At 65.0% G+C, this 16140-nt stretch carries 11 protein-coding genes; 8 read left to right on the forward strand and 3 right to left on the reverse strand.

Translation table 11 applies throughout. The features are described 5' to 3' along the window. Positions 1-12 precede the first annotated feature (12 nt). Both rpoB and rpoC read left to right on the forward strand, forming a co-directional pair. Positions 13-4152 (forward strand): DNA-directed RNA polymerase subunit beta, encoded by a 4140-nt coding sequence (gene rpoB / locus AAFM92_16550; protein MEL7301990.1) that lies wholly within the window; start codon positions 13-15, stop codon positions 4150-4152. A 94-nt stretch (positions 4153-4246) separates the two neighbouring features. Next, complete coding sequence (gene rpoC, locus AAFM92_16555; GenBank protein ID MEL7301991.1) at positions 4247-8497, forward strand: DNA-directed RNA polymerase subunit beta'; 4251 nt, start codon at positions 4247-4249, stop codon at positions 8495-8497. 60 nt (positions 8498-8557) lie between these two features. On the opposite strand, the gene AAFM92_16560 is transcribed toward rpoC, so the two are convergent. Continuing rightward, positions 8558-9013 (reverse strand): hypothetical protein, encoded by a 456-nt coding sequence (locus tag AAFM92_16560; protein ID MEL7301992.1) that lies wholly within the window; start codon positions 9011-9013, stop codon positions 8558-8560. An 81-nt stretch (positions 9014-9094) separates the two neighbouring features. Here AAFM92_16560 and AAFM92_16565 point away from each other — a divergent pair, with 81 nt between their 5' ends. Continuing rightward, a complete protein-coding gene (locus AAFM92_16565; protein ID MEL7301993.1) occupies positions 9095-9673 on the forward strand; it encodes a YdeI/OmpD-associated family protein in 579 nt (192 codons plus the stop codon). A 51-nt stretch (positions 9674-9724) separates the two neighbouring features. On the opposite strand, the gene AAFM92_16570 is transcribed toward AAFM92_16565, so the two are convergent. Continuing rightward, complete coding sequence (locus AAFM92_16570) at positions 9725-10222, reverse strand: hypothetical protein (GenBank protein ID MEL7301994.1); 498 nt, start codon at positions 10220-10222, stop codon at positions 9725-9727. A 56-nt stretch (positions 10223-10278) separates the two neighbouring features. After that, positions 10279-10800: a hypothetical protein gene (locus AAFM92_16575; protein ID MEL7301995.1), complete on the reverse strand. Its 522-nt coding sequence runs from the start codon at positions 10798-10800 to the stop codon at positions 10279-10281. A 161-nt stretch (positions 10801-10961) separates the two neighbouring features. Between AAFM92_16575 and AAFM92_16580 the strand changes: the two genes are divergently transcribed. The 5 genes from AAFM92_16580 to fusA all read left to right on the forward strand — a co-directional run bounded on the left by AAFM92_16580 (position 10962) and on the right by fusA (position 16072). Continuing rightward, entirely contained in the window at positions 10962-11858 is an 897-nt protein-coding gene (locus AAFM92_16580; GenBank protein MEL7301996.1) for a DMT family transporter, read from the forward strand. A 17-nt stretch (positions 11859-11875) separates the two neighbouring features. Beyond that, positions 11876-12727, forward strand: a complete 852-nt coding sequence (locus AAFM92_16585) for a glycosyltransferase (GenBank protein MEL7301997.1) — start codon at positions 11876-11878, stop codon at positions 12725-12727. 339 nt (positions 12728-13066) lie between these two features. Further along, positions 13067-13438 (forward strand): 30S ribosomal protein S12, encoded by a 372-nt coding sequence (gene rpsL, locus AAFM92_16590; protein ID MEL7301998.1) that lies wholly within the window; start codon positions 13067-13069, stop codon positions 13436-13438. A gap of 15 nt (positions 13439-13453) precedes the next feature. After that, the gene (gene rpsG / locus AAFM92_16595) at positions 13454-13924 is read left to right on the forward strand and encodes a 30S ribosomal protein S7 (protein MEL7301999.1); all 471 of its coding nucleotides are present in this window, start codon (positions 13454-13456) and stop codon (positions 13922-13924) included. A gap of 24 nt (positions 13925-13948) precedes the next feature. Next, positions 13949-16072, forward strand: a complete 2124-nt coding sequence (gene fusA / locus AAFM92_16600) for an elongation factor G (protein MEL7302000.1) — start codon at positions 13949-13951, stop codon at positions 16070-16072. Positions 16073-16140 lie beyond the last annotated feature (68 nt).

Raw genomic sequence — 16140 nt, forward strand, 5'->3', positions numbered from 1 at the left:
GTGCGATCGCACATGGGACAGACATTTCTCGGTCAGAAACGTCTTCGTAAATATTTCGGCAAAATCCGCGAAGTTCTGGAGATGCCGAACCTCATCGAGGTGCAGAAATCCTCGTATGATCTTTTCCTGAATTCCGGCGACCAGCCCGACCCCACCGACGGGGAAGGGATCATGGGCGTCTTCCAGTCGGTCTTCCCGATCAAGGATTTCAATGAGACGGCCGTTCTGGAGTTCGTGAAATACGAGCTCGAGCGTCCGAAATACGACGTCGAGGAATGCCAGCAGCGCGACATGACCTACAGCGCGCCGCTCAAGGTCACGCTCCGTCTAATCGTCTTTGATGTGGACGAGGACACCGGCGCGAAGTCCGTCAAGGACATCAAGGAGCAGGACGTCTTCATGGGCGACATGCCCCTGATGACCCCGAACGGCACGTTCATCGTGAACGGCACGGAGCGCGTGATCGTCTCCCAGATGCACCGCTCGCCGGGCGTGTTCTTCGACCACGACAAGGGCAAGACGCACAGCTCGGGCAAGCTGCTCTTTGCCTGCCGCATCATCCCCTACCGCGGCTCCTGGCTCGACTTCGAATTCGACGCCAAGGACATCGTGCATGCCCGTATCGACCGTCGCCGCAAGCTGCCGGTGACGACGCTCCTCTACGCGCTTGGTCTCGATCAGGAAGCGATCATGGACGCGTATTACGACACGGTCGATTACACCTACGAGAAGGGCAAAGGCTGGGTCACGAAGTTCTTCCCCGAGCGCGTGCGCGGCACGCGGCCGGCATATGATCTCGTTGACGCCGCTTCGGGCGAGGTGATCGCGGAAGCGGGCAAGAAGGTGACGCCGCGCGCGGTCAAGAAGCTCATCGACGAAGGGCAGGTGACCGAACTGCTCGTCCCGTTCGAGGAGATCGTGGGCAAGTTCGTTTCCAAAGACCTCATCAACGAGGAAAACGGCGCCATCTACGCCGAGGCCGGCGACGAGTTGACCTGGGAAGTGGATGCCAAGACCGGCGAAGTGATCGGCGGCACCGTCAAGGAGCTGATCGATAACGGGCACACGACCATCCCCGTGCTCGACATCGATAATGTGACCGTGGGCGCCTACATGCGCAACACCATGGCGACCGACAAGAACATGAGCCGCGAGACCGCGCTCATGGACATCTACCGCGTCATGCGCCCGGGCGAGCCGCCCACCGTGGATGCGGCCTCCGCCCTCTTCGACACGCTCTTCTTCGACTCGGAGCGCTACGACCTCTCCGCCGTGGGCCGCGTGAAGATGAACATGCGCCTCGCACTCGATGCCGAGGACACCGTGCGCACGCTCCGCAAGGAAGACATCGTCTCTTGCATCAAGGCGCTGGTGGATCTCCGTGATGGCCGCGGCGACGTCGACGACATCGACCACCTCGGCAACCGCCGCGTCCGCTCCGTGGGCGAGCTGATGGAGAACCAGTACCGCGTGGGCCTTCTGCGCATGGAGCGCGCGATCAAGGAGCGCATGAGCTCCGTCGAGATCGATACGGTCATGCCGCAGGATCTGATCAACGCGAAGCCCGCCGCGGCGGCCGTGCGCGAGTTCTTCGGCTCCTCGCAGCTGTCGCAGTTCATGGACCAGACGAACCCGCTCAGCGAAGTGACGCACAAGCGCCGCCTCTCGGCCCTCGGGCCGGGCGGTCTGACGCGCGAGCGCGCAGGCTTCGAGGTGCGCGACGTGCACGCCACCCACTATGGCCGGATGTGCCCGATCGAGACGCCGGAAGGCCCGAATATCGGCCTCATCAACTCGCTGGCGACCTTCGCGCGCGTGAACAAGTACGGCTTCATCGAAACGCCCTACCGGACCGTGAAGGACGGGCAGGTGTCGGACGACGTTAAGTACATGTCCGCGACCGAGGAGATGCGCCACGTCGTGGCCCAGGCCAACGCGCAGCTCACCGACGATGCGAAGTTCGTGCAGGAGTTCGTCTCCACCCGTCAGAACGGGGAGTACACGCTCGCGCCGTCCACGGATGTGGACCTGATCGACGTGTCGCCGAAGCAGCTCGTCTCCGTGGCCGCCTCGCTCATCCCGTTCCTCGAGAACGATGACGCGAACCGCGCGCTCATGGGCTCAAACATGCAGCGCCAGGCCGTGCCGCTCCTCAAGGCCGAGGCGCCCCTCGTGGGCACCGGCATCGAGGAGAAGGTCGCCATCGACTCCGGCGCCGCCATCCAGGCCAAGCGCGCGGGCATTATCGACCAGGTGGATGCCCAGCGGATCGTGATCCGGGCCACCGAAGATCTCGAGCCCGGCGACCCGGGCGTCGACATCTACCGGATGCGCAAGTTCCAGCGGTCGAACCAGAACACCTGCATCAACCAGCGCCCGCTGGTGAAGGTGGGTGACACCGTCCAGAAAGGCGAGGTCGTCGCAGACGGTCCCTCCACGGATATCGGCGAGCTCGCGCTCGGCAAGAACGTGGTCGTCGCCTTCATGCCCTGGAACGGCTACAACTACGAGGACTCCATCCTCATCTCCGAGCGCATCGTGCGCGACGACGTCTTCACCTCGATCCACATCGAGGAATTCGAAGTCGCCGCCCGTGACACCAAGCTCGGGCCGGAGGAAATCACCCGCGACATTCCGAACGTAGGCGAGGAAGCGCTCCGCAACCTCGACGAGGCGGGCATCGTTTATATCGGCGCCGAAGTGGGCCCGGCAGACATCCTCGTGGGCAAGATCACACCCAAGGGCGAAAGCCCGATGACGCCGGAAGAAAAGCTCCTCCGCGCCATCTTCGGGGAAAAGGCCTCCGACGTGCGCGACACGTCGCTCCGCCTGCCGCCGGGTGATTTCGGCACGGTCGTGGAAGTCCGCGTGTTCAACCGCCACGGCGTGGAGAAGGACGAGCGCGCGCTGCAGATCGAGCGTGAAGAGGTCGAGCGCCTCGCCCGGGACCGGGACGATGAGCTTCTGATCCTCGACCGCAACATCTACGCGCGCCTGCGCTCCATGATCGAGGGCAAGACCGTCGCGAAAGGGCCGAAGGGCATCAAGTCCGGCGCCACGATCGACGGCGAGATGCTCGAGAGCCTGCCGCGCAGCCACTGGTGGCAGCTCGCGCTCAAGGAAGAGGCCGACGCGCAGATCGTGGAGGCCCTGAACGAGCAGTACGAAGGACAGAAGCGTCAGCTCGACGCCCGCTTCGAGGACAAGGTGGAGAAGGTGCGCCGCGGCGACGACCTGCCGCCGGGTGTCATGAAGATGGTCAAGGTCTTCGTTGCCGTGAAGCGCAAGCTGCAGCCCGGTGACAAGATGGCCGGCCGCCACGGCAACAAGGGCGTGATCTCCAAGGTCGTGCCCATGGAGGACATGCCGTTCCTCGCCGATGGTACGCCTGTCGACTTCGTGCTCAATCCGCTCGGCGTGCCGAGCCGGATGAACGTGGGCCAGATCCTCGAGACGCATATGGGCTGGGCCGCGCGCGGCCTCGGGCTCCATATCGACGAGGCGCTGGGCGAGTACCGCCGCTCGGGCGACCTGACGCCGGTGCGCGATGCCATGAAGATCGCCTATGGCGACGACGTCTATGACGAGGGCATCGCTGGCATGGACGAGGACCACCTCATCGAGGCGGCGGGCAACGTCACGCGCGGCGTGCCGATCGCCACGCCTGTCTTCGACGGCGCGAAGGAGGCCGACGTGAACGAGGCGTTGGTGAAGGCCGGCTTCTCTGAGTCCGGCCAGTCGATCCTCTTCGACGGGCGCACGGGCGAGCAATTCGCACGTCCGGTCACGGTGGGCATCAAGTACCTCCTGAAGCTCCATCACCTCGTGGACGACAAGATCCACGCGCGCTCCACCGGTCCCTACTCCCTCGTCACCCAGCAGCCGCTGGGGGGCAAGGCGCAGTTCGGCGGTCAGCGCTTCGGGGAGATGGAAGTCTGGGCGCTCGAGGCTTACGGCGCGGCCTACACCCTGCAGGAGATGCTGACGGTGAAGTCCGACGACGTGGCAGGCCGGACGAAGGTCTACGAGTCGATCGTCAAGGGCGAGGACAACTTCGAGGCCGGCGTGCCGGAATCGTTCAACGTTCTCGTGAAAGAAGTCCGGGGCCTCGGCCTCAACATGGAACTCCTGGACGCGGAGGAGGACGAGTAGGGCCGCAAAAGTCTTTCAAAGACTTTTGGCAAATTCCTTCGCAAGGAATTTGGCCCTCGAACCCTCCAAAACGCCCTAAATTATAGGTAATCGCATGAACCAGGAACTGACCAACAACCCGTTCAACCCGATGACCCCGCCGAAGCAATTCGACGAGATCAAGGTGTCGCTGGCATCGCCCGAGCGCATCCTGTCGTGGTCCTACGGGGAGATCAAAAAGCCCGAGACGATCAACTACCGGACGTTCAAGCCTGAGCGTGACGGCCTCTTCTGTGCCCGCATCTTCGGGCCGATCAAGGACTACGAGTGCCTCTGCGGCAAATACAAGCGCATGAAATATCGCGGCGTCGTCTGCGAAAAGTGCGGCGTGGAAGTGACGCTCCAGAAGGTGCGCCGGGAGCGGATGGGCCATATCGAGCTCGCCGCACCTGTGGCTCACATCTGGTTCCTGAAGTCGCTGCCCAGCCGGATCGGCCTCATGCTCGACATGACGCTCCGCGATCTGGAGCGGATCCTGTATTTCGAGAACTACGTCGTCATTAACCCGGGCCTCACGGACCTCACCGAGGGCCAGCTCATGAGCGAAGAGGAATTCCTCGACGCGCAAGACACCTATGGCGAGGATGCTTTCGAGGCCAATATCGGCGCCGAGGCCATCCGCGAGATGCTGGCGGCGATCGATCTGGAATCCACGGCAGAACAGCTGCGCGCCGACCTCGCTGAGGCCACGGGCGAACTGAAGCCCAAGAAGATCATCAAGCGCCTGAAGATCGTGGAGAGCTTCATCGAGTCCGGCAACCGCCCGGAATGGATGATCCTCACCGTCGTGCCGGTCATCCCGCCGGAGCTGCGCCCGCTCGTCCCGCTTGACGGCGGCCGCTTCGCGACGTCGGATCTCAACGATCTCTATCGCCGCGTGATCAACCGCAACAATCGCCTCAAGCGCCTCATCGAGCTGCGTGCGCCGGACATCATCGTCCGGAACGAAAAGCGGATGCTGCAGGAATCCGTCGACGCGCTCTTCGACAACGGCCGTCGCGGTCGCGTCATCACGGGCGCCAACAAGCGCCCGCTGAAGTCGCTCTCCGACATGCTCAAGGGCAAGCAGGGTCGCTTCCGCCAGAACCTTCTGGGTAAGCGCGTGGACTTCTCGGGCCGCTCGGTCATCGTGACGGGCCCGGAGCTCAAGCTGCACCAGTGTGGCTTGCCCAAGAAAATGGCGCTCGAGCTCTTCAAGCCGTTCATCTACTCGCGGCTGGAGGCCAAGGGGCTTTCGAGCACCGTCAAGCAAGCCAAGAAGCTCGTGGAAAAAGAGCGCCCGGAAGTGTGGGACATCCTCGACGAGGTGATCCGCGAACATCCGGTGCTGCTCAACCGCGCGCCGACGCTCCACCGTCTGGGCATCCAGGCATTCGAGCCCGTGCTCATCGAAGGCAAGGCGATCCAGCTGCACCCGCTCGTCTGCTCGGCCTTCAACGCCGATTTCGACGGGGACCAGATGGCCGTCCACGTGCCGCTTTCGCTGGAAGCCCAGCTCGAAGCCCGCGTGCTCATGATGTCCACGAATAACGTGCTGTCGCCCGCCAACGGCGCGCCGATCATCGTGCCCTCGCAGGACATGATCCTCGGCCTCTACTACACCACGCTCATGCGCGAAGGCATGACGGGGGAGGGGATGTTCTTCTCTTCCATGGAGGAAGTGGAACACGCGCTCGCGAACGGCTCCGTGCATCTACACGCCAAGGTCACGGCACGCGTCAAGCAGATCGACGAGGAAGGCCAGGAGGTTTGGGAGCGGTTTGAAACCACCCCGGGCCGGCTTCGCGTTGGCGCGCTGCTGCCGCTCAACGCCAAGGCGCCGTTCTCCCTCGTGAACCGCCTGCTCAAGAAGGGCGAGGTGCAGAACGTCATCGACACCGTCTACCGCTATTGCGGTCAGAAGGAGTCGGTCATCTTCTGCGACCACATCATGACGCTCGGCTTCCGCGAAGCCTTCAAGGGCGGCATCTCCTTCGGCAAGGACGACATGGTCATCCCCGAAAGCAAATGGTCGATCGTCAATGACGTGCGCGAGCAGGTCAAAGAGTTCGAGCAGCAGTACATGGACGGCCTGATCACCCAGGGCGAAAAGTACAACAAGGTCACGGATGCCTGGTCGGTCTGTAACGACAAGGTCACCGAGGCGATGATGGACACCATCCGCGCCACGCGGAAAGACGAGAACGGCGCCGACATGGAGCCGAACTCCGTCTTCATGATGGCCGATTCCAAGGCGCGTGGCTCCGTCACGCAGATGAAGCAGCTCGGCGCCATGCGCGGCCTGATGGCCAAGCCCAACGGCGAGATCATCGAGACGCCCATCATCTCGAACTTCAAGGAAGGCCTGACCGTTCTTGAATACTTCAACTCCACCCACGGCGCCCGGAAGGGCCTCTCGGATACCGCTCTGAAGACGGCGAACTCCGGCTACCTGACGCGTCGCCTCGTGGACGTGGCGCAGGATTGCATCGTGCGCGAGAAGGATTGCGGCACCGAGCGCTCGATCACGGCCCAGGCGGCCGTGAACGACGGCGAAGTGGTGGCCTCGCTGGGCGAACGCATCCTGGGCCGCACCGCGGCCGAGGACGTGATGCGCCCGGGCACCGACGAGATCCTTGTCGAGAAGGGCGAGCTCATCGACGAGCGCAAGTCCGACCTCATCGAGGAAGCGGGCGTGCAGACGATGCAGATCCGCTCGCCGCTCACCTGTGACACCGAGGACGGCATCTGCGCCGCCTGCTACGGGCGCGATCTCGCGCGCGGCACGCAGGTGAACCAGGGCGAGGCCGTGGGCATCATCGCGGCGCAGTCCATCGGTGAACCCGGCACACAGCTGACGATGCGGACCTTCCACATCGGCGGCGTGGCCCAGGGCGGCGGTCAGCAATCGGTCCAGGAGACGAGCCAGGCCGGTAAGGTGGTCTTCCGCAACGCCAACACGCTCGATGCGGCCTCGGGCGACACGCTCAGCATGTCGCGCAACATGGTCATCGCGGTCGAAAACGAGCACGGTGCGGAGCTTGCCTCCTACAAGGTGGGCTTCGGCTCCAAGCTGCACGTCTCCGACGGGGACACCGTGCATCGCGGCGCCAAGCTCTTCGAATGGGATCCGTTCACGCTCCCGATCATCGCGGAGAAGGCGGGCACGGCGAAGCATGTCGACCTCACCAACGGTATCTCCGTGCGCGAAGAGACCGACGAGGCCACCGGCATGACGCAGAAGATCGTGTCCGACTGGCGCGCCGCGCCCAAGGGCAATGAGCTCGCGCCCAAGATCATCATCGCCGGCGCAGACGGCGAGCCGATCAAGCGCGAGGACGGTAACCCGCTGGCCTACGCGATGTCGGTGGATGCGATCCTGTCGGTGGAAGATCAGACCGAAGTGAAGCCGGGCGACATTCTGGCGCGGATCCCGCGCGAGGGCGGCGGCACCAAGGACATCACCGGCGGTCTGCCCCGGGTGGCCGAGCTCTTCGAGGCGCGGCGTCCCAAGGACCACGCCATCATCGCCGAGATCGACGGCTACGTGAAGTTCGGGCGCGACTACAAGAACAAGCGCCGGATCGCGATCGTGCCCGCCGATGAGAGCCTCGAGCCCGCCGAGTACATGGTGCCCAAGGGCAAGCACATCCCTGTGCAGGAAGGCGACTTCATCCAGAAGGGCGACTACATCATGGATGGCAACCCCGCCCCCCATGACATCCTCGCCATCATGGGCGTTGAGGCGCTTGCCGACTACATGATCGACGAGGTGCAGGCCGTGTATCGCCTCCAAGGTGTGAAGATTAACGACAAGCACATCGAGGTGATCGTCCGCCAGATGCTCCAGAAGTGGGAGATCCAGGACTCGGGCGAGACCACGCTCCTGAAGGGTGAGCACGTCGACAAGATCGAGTTCGATACCGCCAACGAGAAGGCGCTGGCCAAGGGCAAGCGCCCGGCGCAAGGCGAGCCGATCCTGCTCGGGATCACCAAGGCCTCGCTCCAGACGCGCTCCTTCATCTCGGCCGCCTCCTTCCAGGAGACGACCCGGGTCCTCACGGAGGCCTCCGTGCAGGGCAAGAAGGACACGCTCGTTGGCCTCAAGGAGAACGTCATCGTGGGCCGGCTCATTCCGGCGGGCACCGGTGGCGCCACGCAGCGCGTGCGCCGCATCGCGGCCACCCGTGACAACGTCGTCATCGAAGCGCGTCGGGAGGAGGCGGAAGCCGCCGCAGCCCTGGCCGCACCGGTGGAAGGCGACGATGTCGTGGGCGGGGACGAATTCGACAACCTCATCGTCGACACCCCCGAAAGCCGCGAGTAAACCGCTCGCCTAGAACAGCAAAAGGCCGCGCCCCCGGGCGCGGCCTTTTCGTTGGGCGGGTCAGTAGGTGCCGTGATCGCGGATGAAGAGGACGCCCATCTCGCAGAGCTGGCGGCAGTCGCTGGCATCCCGGCCGCGATCCTCGGAGAGGAGGATCGACGCGGAGCCCATGCCCTCGAACCGTGGGTCGTCGCATTCCAGATCGTTCGCGAAGTCGCTCGAGTCGTCTCCGAAATCGATGCGCGCGCAGGAGGTCGCCGCTTCTGCCTCGGCCCGGTTCCAGAGGGAGATCGTCCCCGCCTCGAAACCCCGCCGGCAATCGGTGGCGTCGCGCCCGATGTGATCGCTGTCGATATCGACAGCGATGCCCGGGCCGAAGAAGCGGCGGTCATCGCATTCCCCGTCATTGGTGTATTCGCCGCTGTCATCGCCGAAATTGATGCTTTGCGCCGCGGCCGGGGCGGCTGAGGCGGCGAGGGCGATGAGGCACGCGGCAACGAGGGGGATCTGGGTCATGGGGCTCTCCGAAAGTGGCGCTACCCTAGGGTGCGCCTCCCGCCACCTGTCAAGCGGAGTGACCGCCCTAGCTCCATCGTCATGGCCAGGACTGACAATTTTGCACGCGTGCCGGTGGCCTCCGAGGCGGAGCTCTGGGAATGGCTCGCCGAGCACCATGGGCAGGAGACGAGCGTCTGGCTCGTCACCTCGAAGAAAGGGCATGACGGGTACCTCTCAACATCCCAGGTGCTCGATGCGCTCATCGCCCATGGCTGGATCGACGGCATCCGGCGCAAGCACGAGGACCCGGCGCGCACCATGCAGCTCATCGCGCCGCGCCGCATGCAGGCCTGGGCGCAGAGCTACAAGGATCGCGCGGCAGCCCTCGGCGCGGCCGGCCGCATGCACCCGGCGGGCGAGGCCCGGATCGCGGCGTCAAAGGCGCAGGGCCTCTGGGATTTCTACGCCGACGTCGATGCCCTCATTCAGCCTGATGACCTGAACGCGGCGCTCGACGCCGCCCCCGGCGCGCGGGTCTTCTTCGAAGACTGCTCCGCCTCCTACCGCCGCAACGTGCTGCGCTGGATCAAGCTCGCCAAGACGCCGGCCACCCGCGCCAAGCGCATCGCCGAGGCGTCATGCACCGCCGCATCAGGGGAGCGCATCCCGCAGATGTGAGCGACCAAATTCCTTGCGAAGGAATTTGCAAAATCCTTCGCAAGGATTTTGTCACTTCTTTCGCGTGGGGCGTATCGGATCGGCCTCGAAGCTCGGGGCGAGATCGGGAAAGAGGCTCCCGGTGGCCGCGTCCCCGCCCGGCCTGTCATAGGTCGTCATCCACGCGGCGGGCTCGGCGAGCTCTCCGCCCGCCTGCCATTCGAAATAGCCGAGTGCGCCCGGGCAGGGTATGGGCGCGCAGGCCACCGCATTGGCAAGGACGAGGCCCATCTGCCCCCCGAACCACGCGCTCTGGCTCTCGCTGACGATCTCGACGACATCCACCGCGCCGATGATCGCGCCGCGGGGCAGGTCCGTGGGGTGCGGGCAGCGGACGCCGTGGCGGTGAAGCCGCCAGTGCCCCCACTGGAATTCATCCTGCTTGAGGCCCGTGGCGGCGTGGATCGCGATCCGCCGGCAATCCATCCCGCCCGCCGCGATGGACGCGGCGGAGCGGTTCTCGACCTCCTTGAAGCCCGCTACGATGGCCCAGGCCCAGGGCTGCCGCACCGAGAGCGCGATCTCGGGCAGCTTGATCTCGGGCGGCGCGATCTCGGGCCGCCCGCTCAGAGGCCCCAGCTCGCCAGCGCCCGAAAGTCCATGGCCTCGAGGAAGGGGATCAGGCGCTCCGGGCTGCCGCCCTCGGCCTGCACAAGGATGCGGTTGGCGACCATGGCCATCATCTGGTCGTCCTGCGCGGCGAATTGCTGTCGGTTCACCCGCTCGATGGAGGCCCCGATGGCACCGGCATTGGCCACCATCGCCGCCATGCCGGCCACCATGGGATTGTCGGCCATGAGCGTGATCGTCACGGCGCTCCCGCCACCCTCCGGGTAGTAGCTCGCCGAGGCACCCGCGCCGCCCCCCATCATCCCGAGCCCGATGGCCATGTCTTCATCGATTTCCTGCCGCCACCCCTCCGGCGCGGGCGGGAGGAACCCGATCAGCGCGTCGGCCTTCATCTCCTGCAGCTTGGCCCGGGCGAAATCGAGCTCCTCGAGGGCAAAGGTCGTGTCCCCGGCCTGGTAGGCTTCGAGCGCCGCCGAGAGCGCCTCCTCGATCTCGTCCGCGAGGACCGGCGCCGGCAACAGGCAAAGGCACAAGGCAAGGGGTCTCAACATCGTCGTTCTCCAAATTAACTGCGCGCAGTGTGCATCGCGCCCCGGCACCCGGCAAGCCGGGTTTCCCGGACATGGGCACCGCCTCGGGAGGCCTTGCATCTCCCGCGCCGCTGGCCTCAAGTCGCGCCATGGCCATGCGCGCGCTCGACCCCACCACACAGGCAAACAGGAAAGGCGCGGCCCTCATGCTGGGCTCCATGACGGCCTTCACGCTCAACGATGCCTTTATGAAGAGCCTCGGGATGGAATGGCCGCTCTTCCAGTCGATCTTTGTCCGGGGCATCTTCGCCGTCCTGATCATGGGCGCGCTCGCGGCCTATCTCGGCCATCTGAAGCTGCGCCTCTCCGGCAGGGACGCGCAGCTCGTGGCGATCCGGTCGATCTGCGAGGCCTTCGCCGCGGGGCTTTTCATCTACGCGATCTTCAACATGCCGCTGGCGGAGGCCACGGCGATCCTGCAGACCCTGCCGCTCACGGTCACGCTGGCGGGCGCGCTCTTTCTGGGCGAGCCGGTGGGCTGGCGGCGCTGGGCGGCGATCCTCGTGGGGTTCCTCGGCGTTCTCCTCATCGTGCAGCCCGGCGCGGCGGGCTTCACGCCGGTCTCGCTCTATGCCGTGGCGGCGGTGGTGCTCATCACCGGGCGCGATATCGCCGCGCGGCGCATGTCCGACAGGGTGCCGAGCCTTCTGGCCGCGCTCGCGGGCGCGCTGGCCGTGATGCTCTTTGGAGCCTTCGGTGCCACGACGGACGAGTGGCAGCCGCTCACCGCGACCGCCGCTTTCGCGCTGACGGGCGCGGTCTCCACGATCTTCTTTGCCTATCTCTTCTCGGTGGCCGCCATGCGCTCCGGGGATATCGGCTTCGTGGCCCCCTATCGCTACAGCGCGCTCCTCGTGGCGCTCCTTCTCGGGATTTTCGTGTTCGACGAGATCCCGGGCGCGCTTACGCTTGTCGGCGCGGCCCTCATCACGGCGAGCGGCATTTACACGCTCCTGCGCGAAAATCGTGCTAAGGAGACCGCGTAACGAGCGCGGGCGCGACCATGGCAGACGGCTTTCTCCAAGTTCTCGGTCTCATGCGGTGGTCCTACCCGTCCGAGATCGACGCTTTCGAGGCCGAGGCCTCCGATCTCGATGCGTTGCGCGCGCAGCTCTACGCGCCCGAGCGGATGGAGGAGCGGCTCTTCTTCCTCGAGCACGTGACGCTGCCCTGCCTGCGGGCGCAGACCGATAAGAACTTCCGCATCCTGCTTCTGATGGGCGACACCCTGCCGGAGCCGTGGCGGATCCGCGTGCGCGCGCTCACCGCGGATATCCCGCAGATCGTGCCACTCTTCGAGCCCGAAGGTCAGAAACACGCGCATGTCTGTCGCAAGGTGATGCGCGCGCACCGGGTGGGCAGCGCGGCGGCAGTGGCGGAGTTCAGGCTCGACGACGATGATGCCATGGCCATCGATTTCGTCGCCACCACGCGCCGCGTGTTCCGACAGAACCGGCACATGCTGGGCAGGAACCGCGCCTTCTGCCTTGATTTCAGCAAGGGCTTCGCGCTCACGGCGGGGCAGGGGGGCGTGGAGGTACGGCCCGTCTTCCAGCAGCATGTGGGGATTGCGCAGGCGCTCCTCTACGCGCCGCGCCACCGCCGGAGCATCCTCGACTACCCGCACCGGCGTCTGTGGATGGCGATGCCGAACATCACGATGCCCGATCCGGTCAAGTGGGTCCGCGGCATCCACAGGACCAATGACAGCGGCATCGCGGCGGGGGTGGACAAGCTCCCCACATGGCCCTGCGAGCCCGACGAGATCCCCATGCTCCTGGAAAGCGAGTTCGCGATCAATTGGGACGCGCTGCGCGCGGCCTGGGCCCGGATCGAGGCCCGTCGGGCGGCCTGAGCGGCGGCGGGCGAGGGGCCCCGTTCAGAAACGTGACCGCTGTCAACGCCGCTGGACTGCCTAGCCTGCGCAGCGCTGTTGACAAGCTCCCCGACTCTGAGTACCTCGCGCCCACTTGGGCGAAAGCCTGAGCCTACAGGATTGAATTGGTCATGATCCGGGCCCCGCGGCCCCGATCCTCTGGATACCACCGCACCGCTCCCGTGGGGAGAGGTTTGCGGCTTTTGCGCTTGTCGGGGGACGCCTCGGGAAGCACTGACGAAACCCGGCGGATCAGCCCGCCAACACGTGTGAACCAGGCGGAGAAGCCCGCCAGCGAAATAACGGGAAGAACGCCCAATGCCCACGATCCAGCAGCTGATCCGGAAGCCCCGGCAGCCGAAAGTCAAGCGCTCCAAATCCATGCATCTGGAGCAGTGCCCCCAGAAGCGCGGCGTCTGCACGCGCGTCTACACCACGACCCCGAAAAAGCCGAACTCGGCCATGCGGAAGGTCGCCAAGGTGCGCCTGACGAACGGTTACGAGGTGATCAGCTACATTCCCGGCGAAAGCCACAACCTCCAGGAGCACTCCGTGGTGCTGATCCGCGGCGGTCGTGTGAAGGACCTTCCGGGCGTGCGCTACCACATCCTGCGCGGCGTGCTCGACACGCAGGGCGTCAAAGATCGAAAGCAGCGTCGTTCGAAGTACGGCGCGAAGCGTCCGAAGTAAGAAGGAAGAAGAGCCATGTCGCGTCGCCACGCTGCTGAAAAACGTGAAGTCCTCCCTGACGCCAAATACGGCGACAAGGTGCTGACGAAGTTCATGAACAACCTGATGCGGGACGGGAAGAAATCCGCCGCCGAATCCATTGTCTACGGCGCTCTGGATCGCGTCGAGAACAAGGTGAAGCGCGCGCCCGTGGAGATCTTCCACGAGGCCCTCGACAACATCAAACCCGCCGTGGAGGTGCGTTCCCGCCGCGTGGGTGGTGCCACCTACCAGGTGCCCGTCGAGGTCCGTCCCGAGCGCCGTGAAGCGCTGGCGATCCGCTGGCTCATCGACGCCTCCCGCAAGCGCAACGAGAACACGATGGAAGAGCGCCTTGCAGGCGAGCTCATCGACGCGGTCCAGTCCCGCGGCACCGCCGTGAAGAAGCGCGAAGACACCCACAAGATGGCCGACGCCAACAAGGCGTTCAGCCACTACCGCTGGTAACACAACCTCCGAGGACCGTTCCCCATGGCACGCGACTATCCGCTCCAACGCTACCGCAACTTCGGCATCATGGCGCATATCGATGCGGGCAAGACGACCTGCTCGGAGCGCATCCTGTTCTACACCGGCAAGTCCCACAACATCGGCGAGGTGCATGACGGCGCCGCCACCATGGACTGGATGGAGCAGGAGCAGGAGCGTGGCATCACGATCACGTCCGCCGCGACGACGACGTTCTGGCAGCGCCAGGAAGAGCCCACCAACGAGGGCACGTCCGACACGAAGTACCGGATGAACATCATCGACACGCCCGGCCACGTGGACTTCACGATCGAGGTCGAGCGCTCGCTCGCCGTCCTCGACGGTGCCGTCGCCGTGCTCGATGCCAATGCCGGTGTTGAGCCGCAGACCGAGACTGTCTGGCGTCAAGCTGACCGCTACAAGGTCCCGCGCATCGTCTTCGTCAACAAGATGGACAAGATCGGCGCCGATTACTTCAACTGCGTGCGCATGATCGAAGACCGCACCGGCGCCCGCGCCGTGCCCGTGGCGATCCCGATCGGGGCCGAGAACGAGCTCGAGGGCCTCGTGGACCTCGTGACCATGGAAGAGTGGGTCTGGAAGGGCGAGGATCTCGGCGCGAGCTGGGAAAAAGGCCCGATCCGCGACAGCATGGCCGATCTCTGCGCCGAGTGGCGCGAGAAGATGATCGAGGCCGCCGTCGAGCAAGACGATGACGCGATGGAAGCCTATCTGGAGGGCAACGAGCCCGACGTGGACACGCTCCGCAAGCTGCTCCGCAAGGGCACGCTCGCGCTCGATTTCGTGCCGGTCCTCGGCGGCTCCGCGTTCAAGAACAAGGGTGTCCAGCCGCTCCTCAACGCTGTCATCGATTACCTGCCGAGCCCGCTCGACGTGGTCGATTACATGGGCTTCAAGCCCGGCGACGAGGAAGAGACCCGCAACATCGCGCGCCGCGCCGATGACAACATGCCGTTCTCCGGCCTCGCGTTCAAAATCATGAACGACCCCTTCGTGGGCTCGCTCACCTTCGTGCGCATCTACTCGGGCAAGCTCGCCAAGGGCGACGCGATGCTCAACTCCACGAAGGGCAACAACGAGCGTGTTGGCCGCATGATGATGATGCACTCCAACAACCGCGAGGAAATCGAAGAGGCCTTCGCGGGCGACATCATCGCACTGGGTGGCCTCAAGAACACCACCACCGGTGACACGCTCTGTGACAAGAACGACCCGGTCGTGCTCGAAACAATGACCTTCCCCGACCCGGTGATCGAGATCGCCGTGGAGCCTAAGACGAAGGGCGACCAGGAGAAGATGTCCGCGGGTCTCGCCCGTCTCGCCGCCGAGGATCCGTCCTTCCGCGTGGAGACGGACCAGGAGAGCGGCCAGACCATCATGAAGGGCATGGGTGAACTTCACCTCGACATCCTCGTCGACCGCCTCAAGCGGGAGTTCAAGGTCGAGGCCAATATCGGCGCCCCGCAGGTGGCCTACCGCGAGACCATCGGTCACGAGGTGGAGCACACCTATACCCACAAGAAGCAGTCGGGTGGCTCTGGTCAGTTCGCCGAGGTCAAGCTCATCATCACGCCGACCGAGCCGGGCGAAGGCTACTCCTTCGAGAGCCGCATCGTCGGCGGTGCCGTGCCCAAGGAGTACATCCCGGGCGTCGAGAAGGGCATCCAGTCGGTGATGGATAGCGGTCCGCTCGCGGGCTTCCCCGTGATCGACTTCAAGGTGGCGCTCGTGGACGGCAAGTTCCACGACGTGGACTCCAGCGTTCTCGCCTTCGAGATCGCATCCCGCATGGGCATGCGCGAAGGCATGAAGAAGGCGGGCGCGAAGCTCCTCGAGCCGATCATGAAGGTCGAGGTGATCACGCCGGAGGAATATACCGGCTCCATCATCGGCGATCTGACGTCCCGCCGGGGCCAGGTCTCCGGCCAGGACACCCGCGGCAACGCCATCGCCATCGACGCGATGGTCCCGCTCGCCAACATGTTCGGCTACATCAATACGCTGCGCTCCATGTCCTCGGGCCGCGCGCAGTTCACGATGCAGTTCGATCACTACGATCCGGTCCCGGCGAATATCAGCCAGGAAATCCAGGAAAAGTACGCATAACCGGGGCGGCCGGACGAACCGGCCCTACCCACCACCCGTAGGCCGGGCTTGAGCCCGGCACCCCACTA

The sequence above is a fragment of the Pseudomonadota bacterium genome (assembly GCA_038533575.1).
GTDB lineage: Bacteria > Pseudomonadota > Alphaproteobacteria > Rhodobacterales > Rhodobacteraceae > Shimia_B.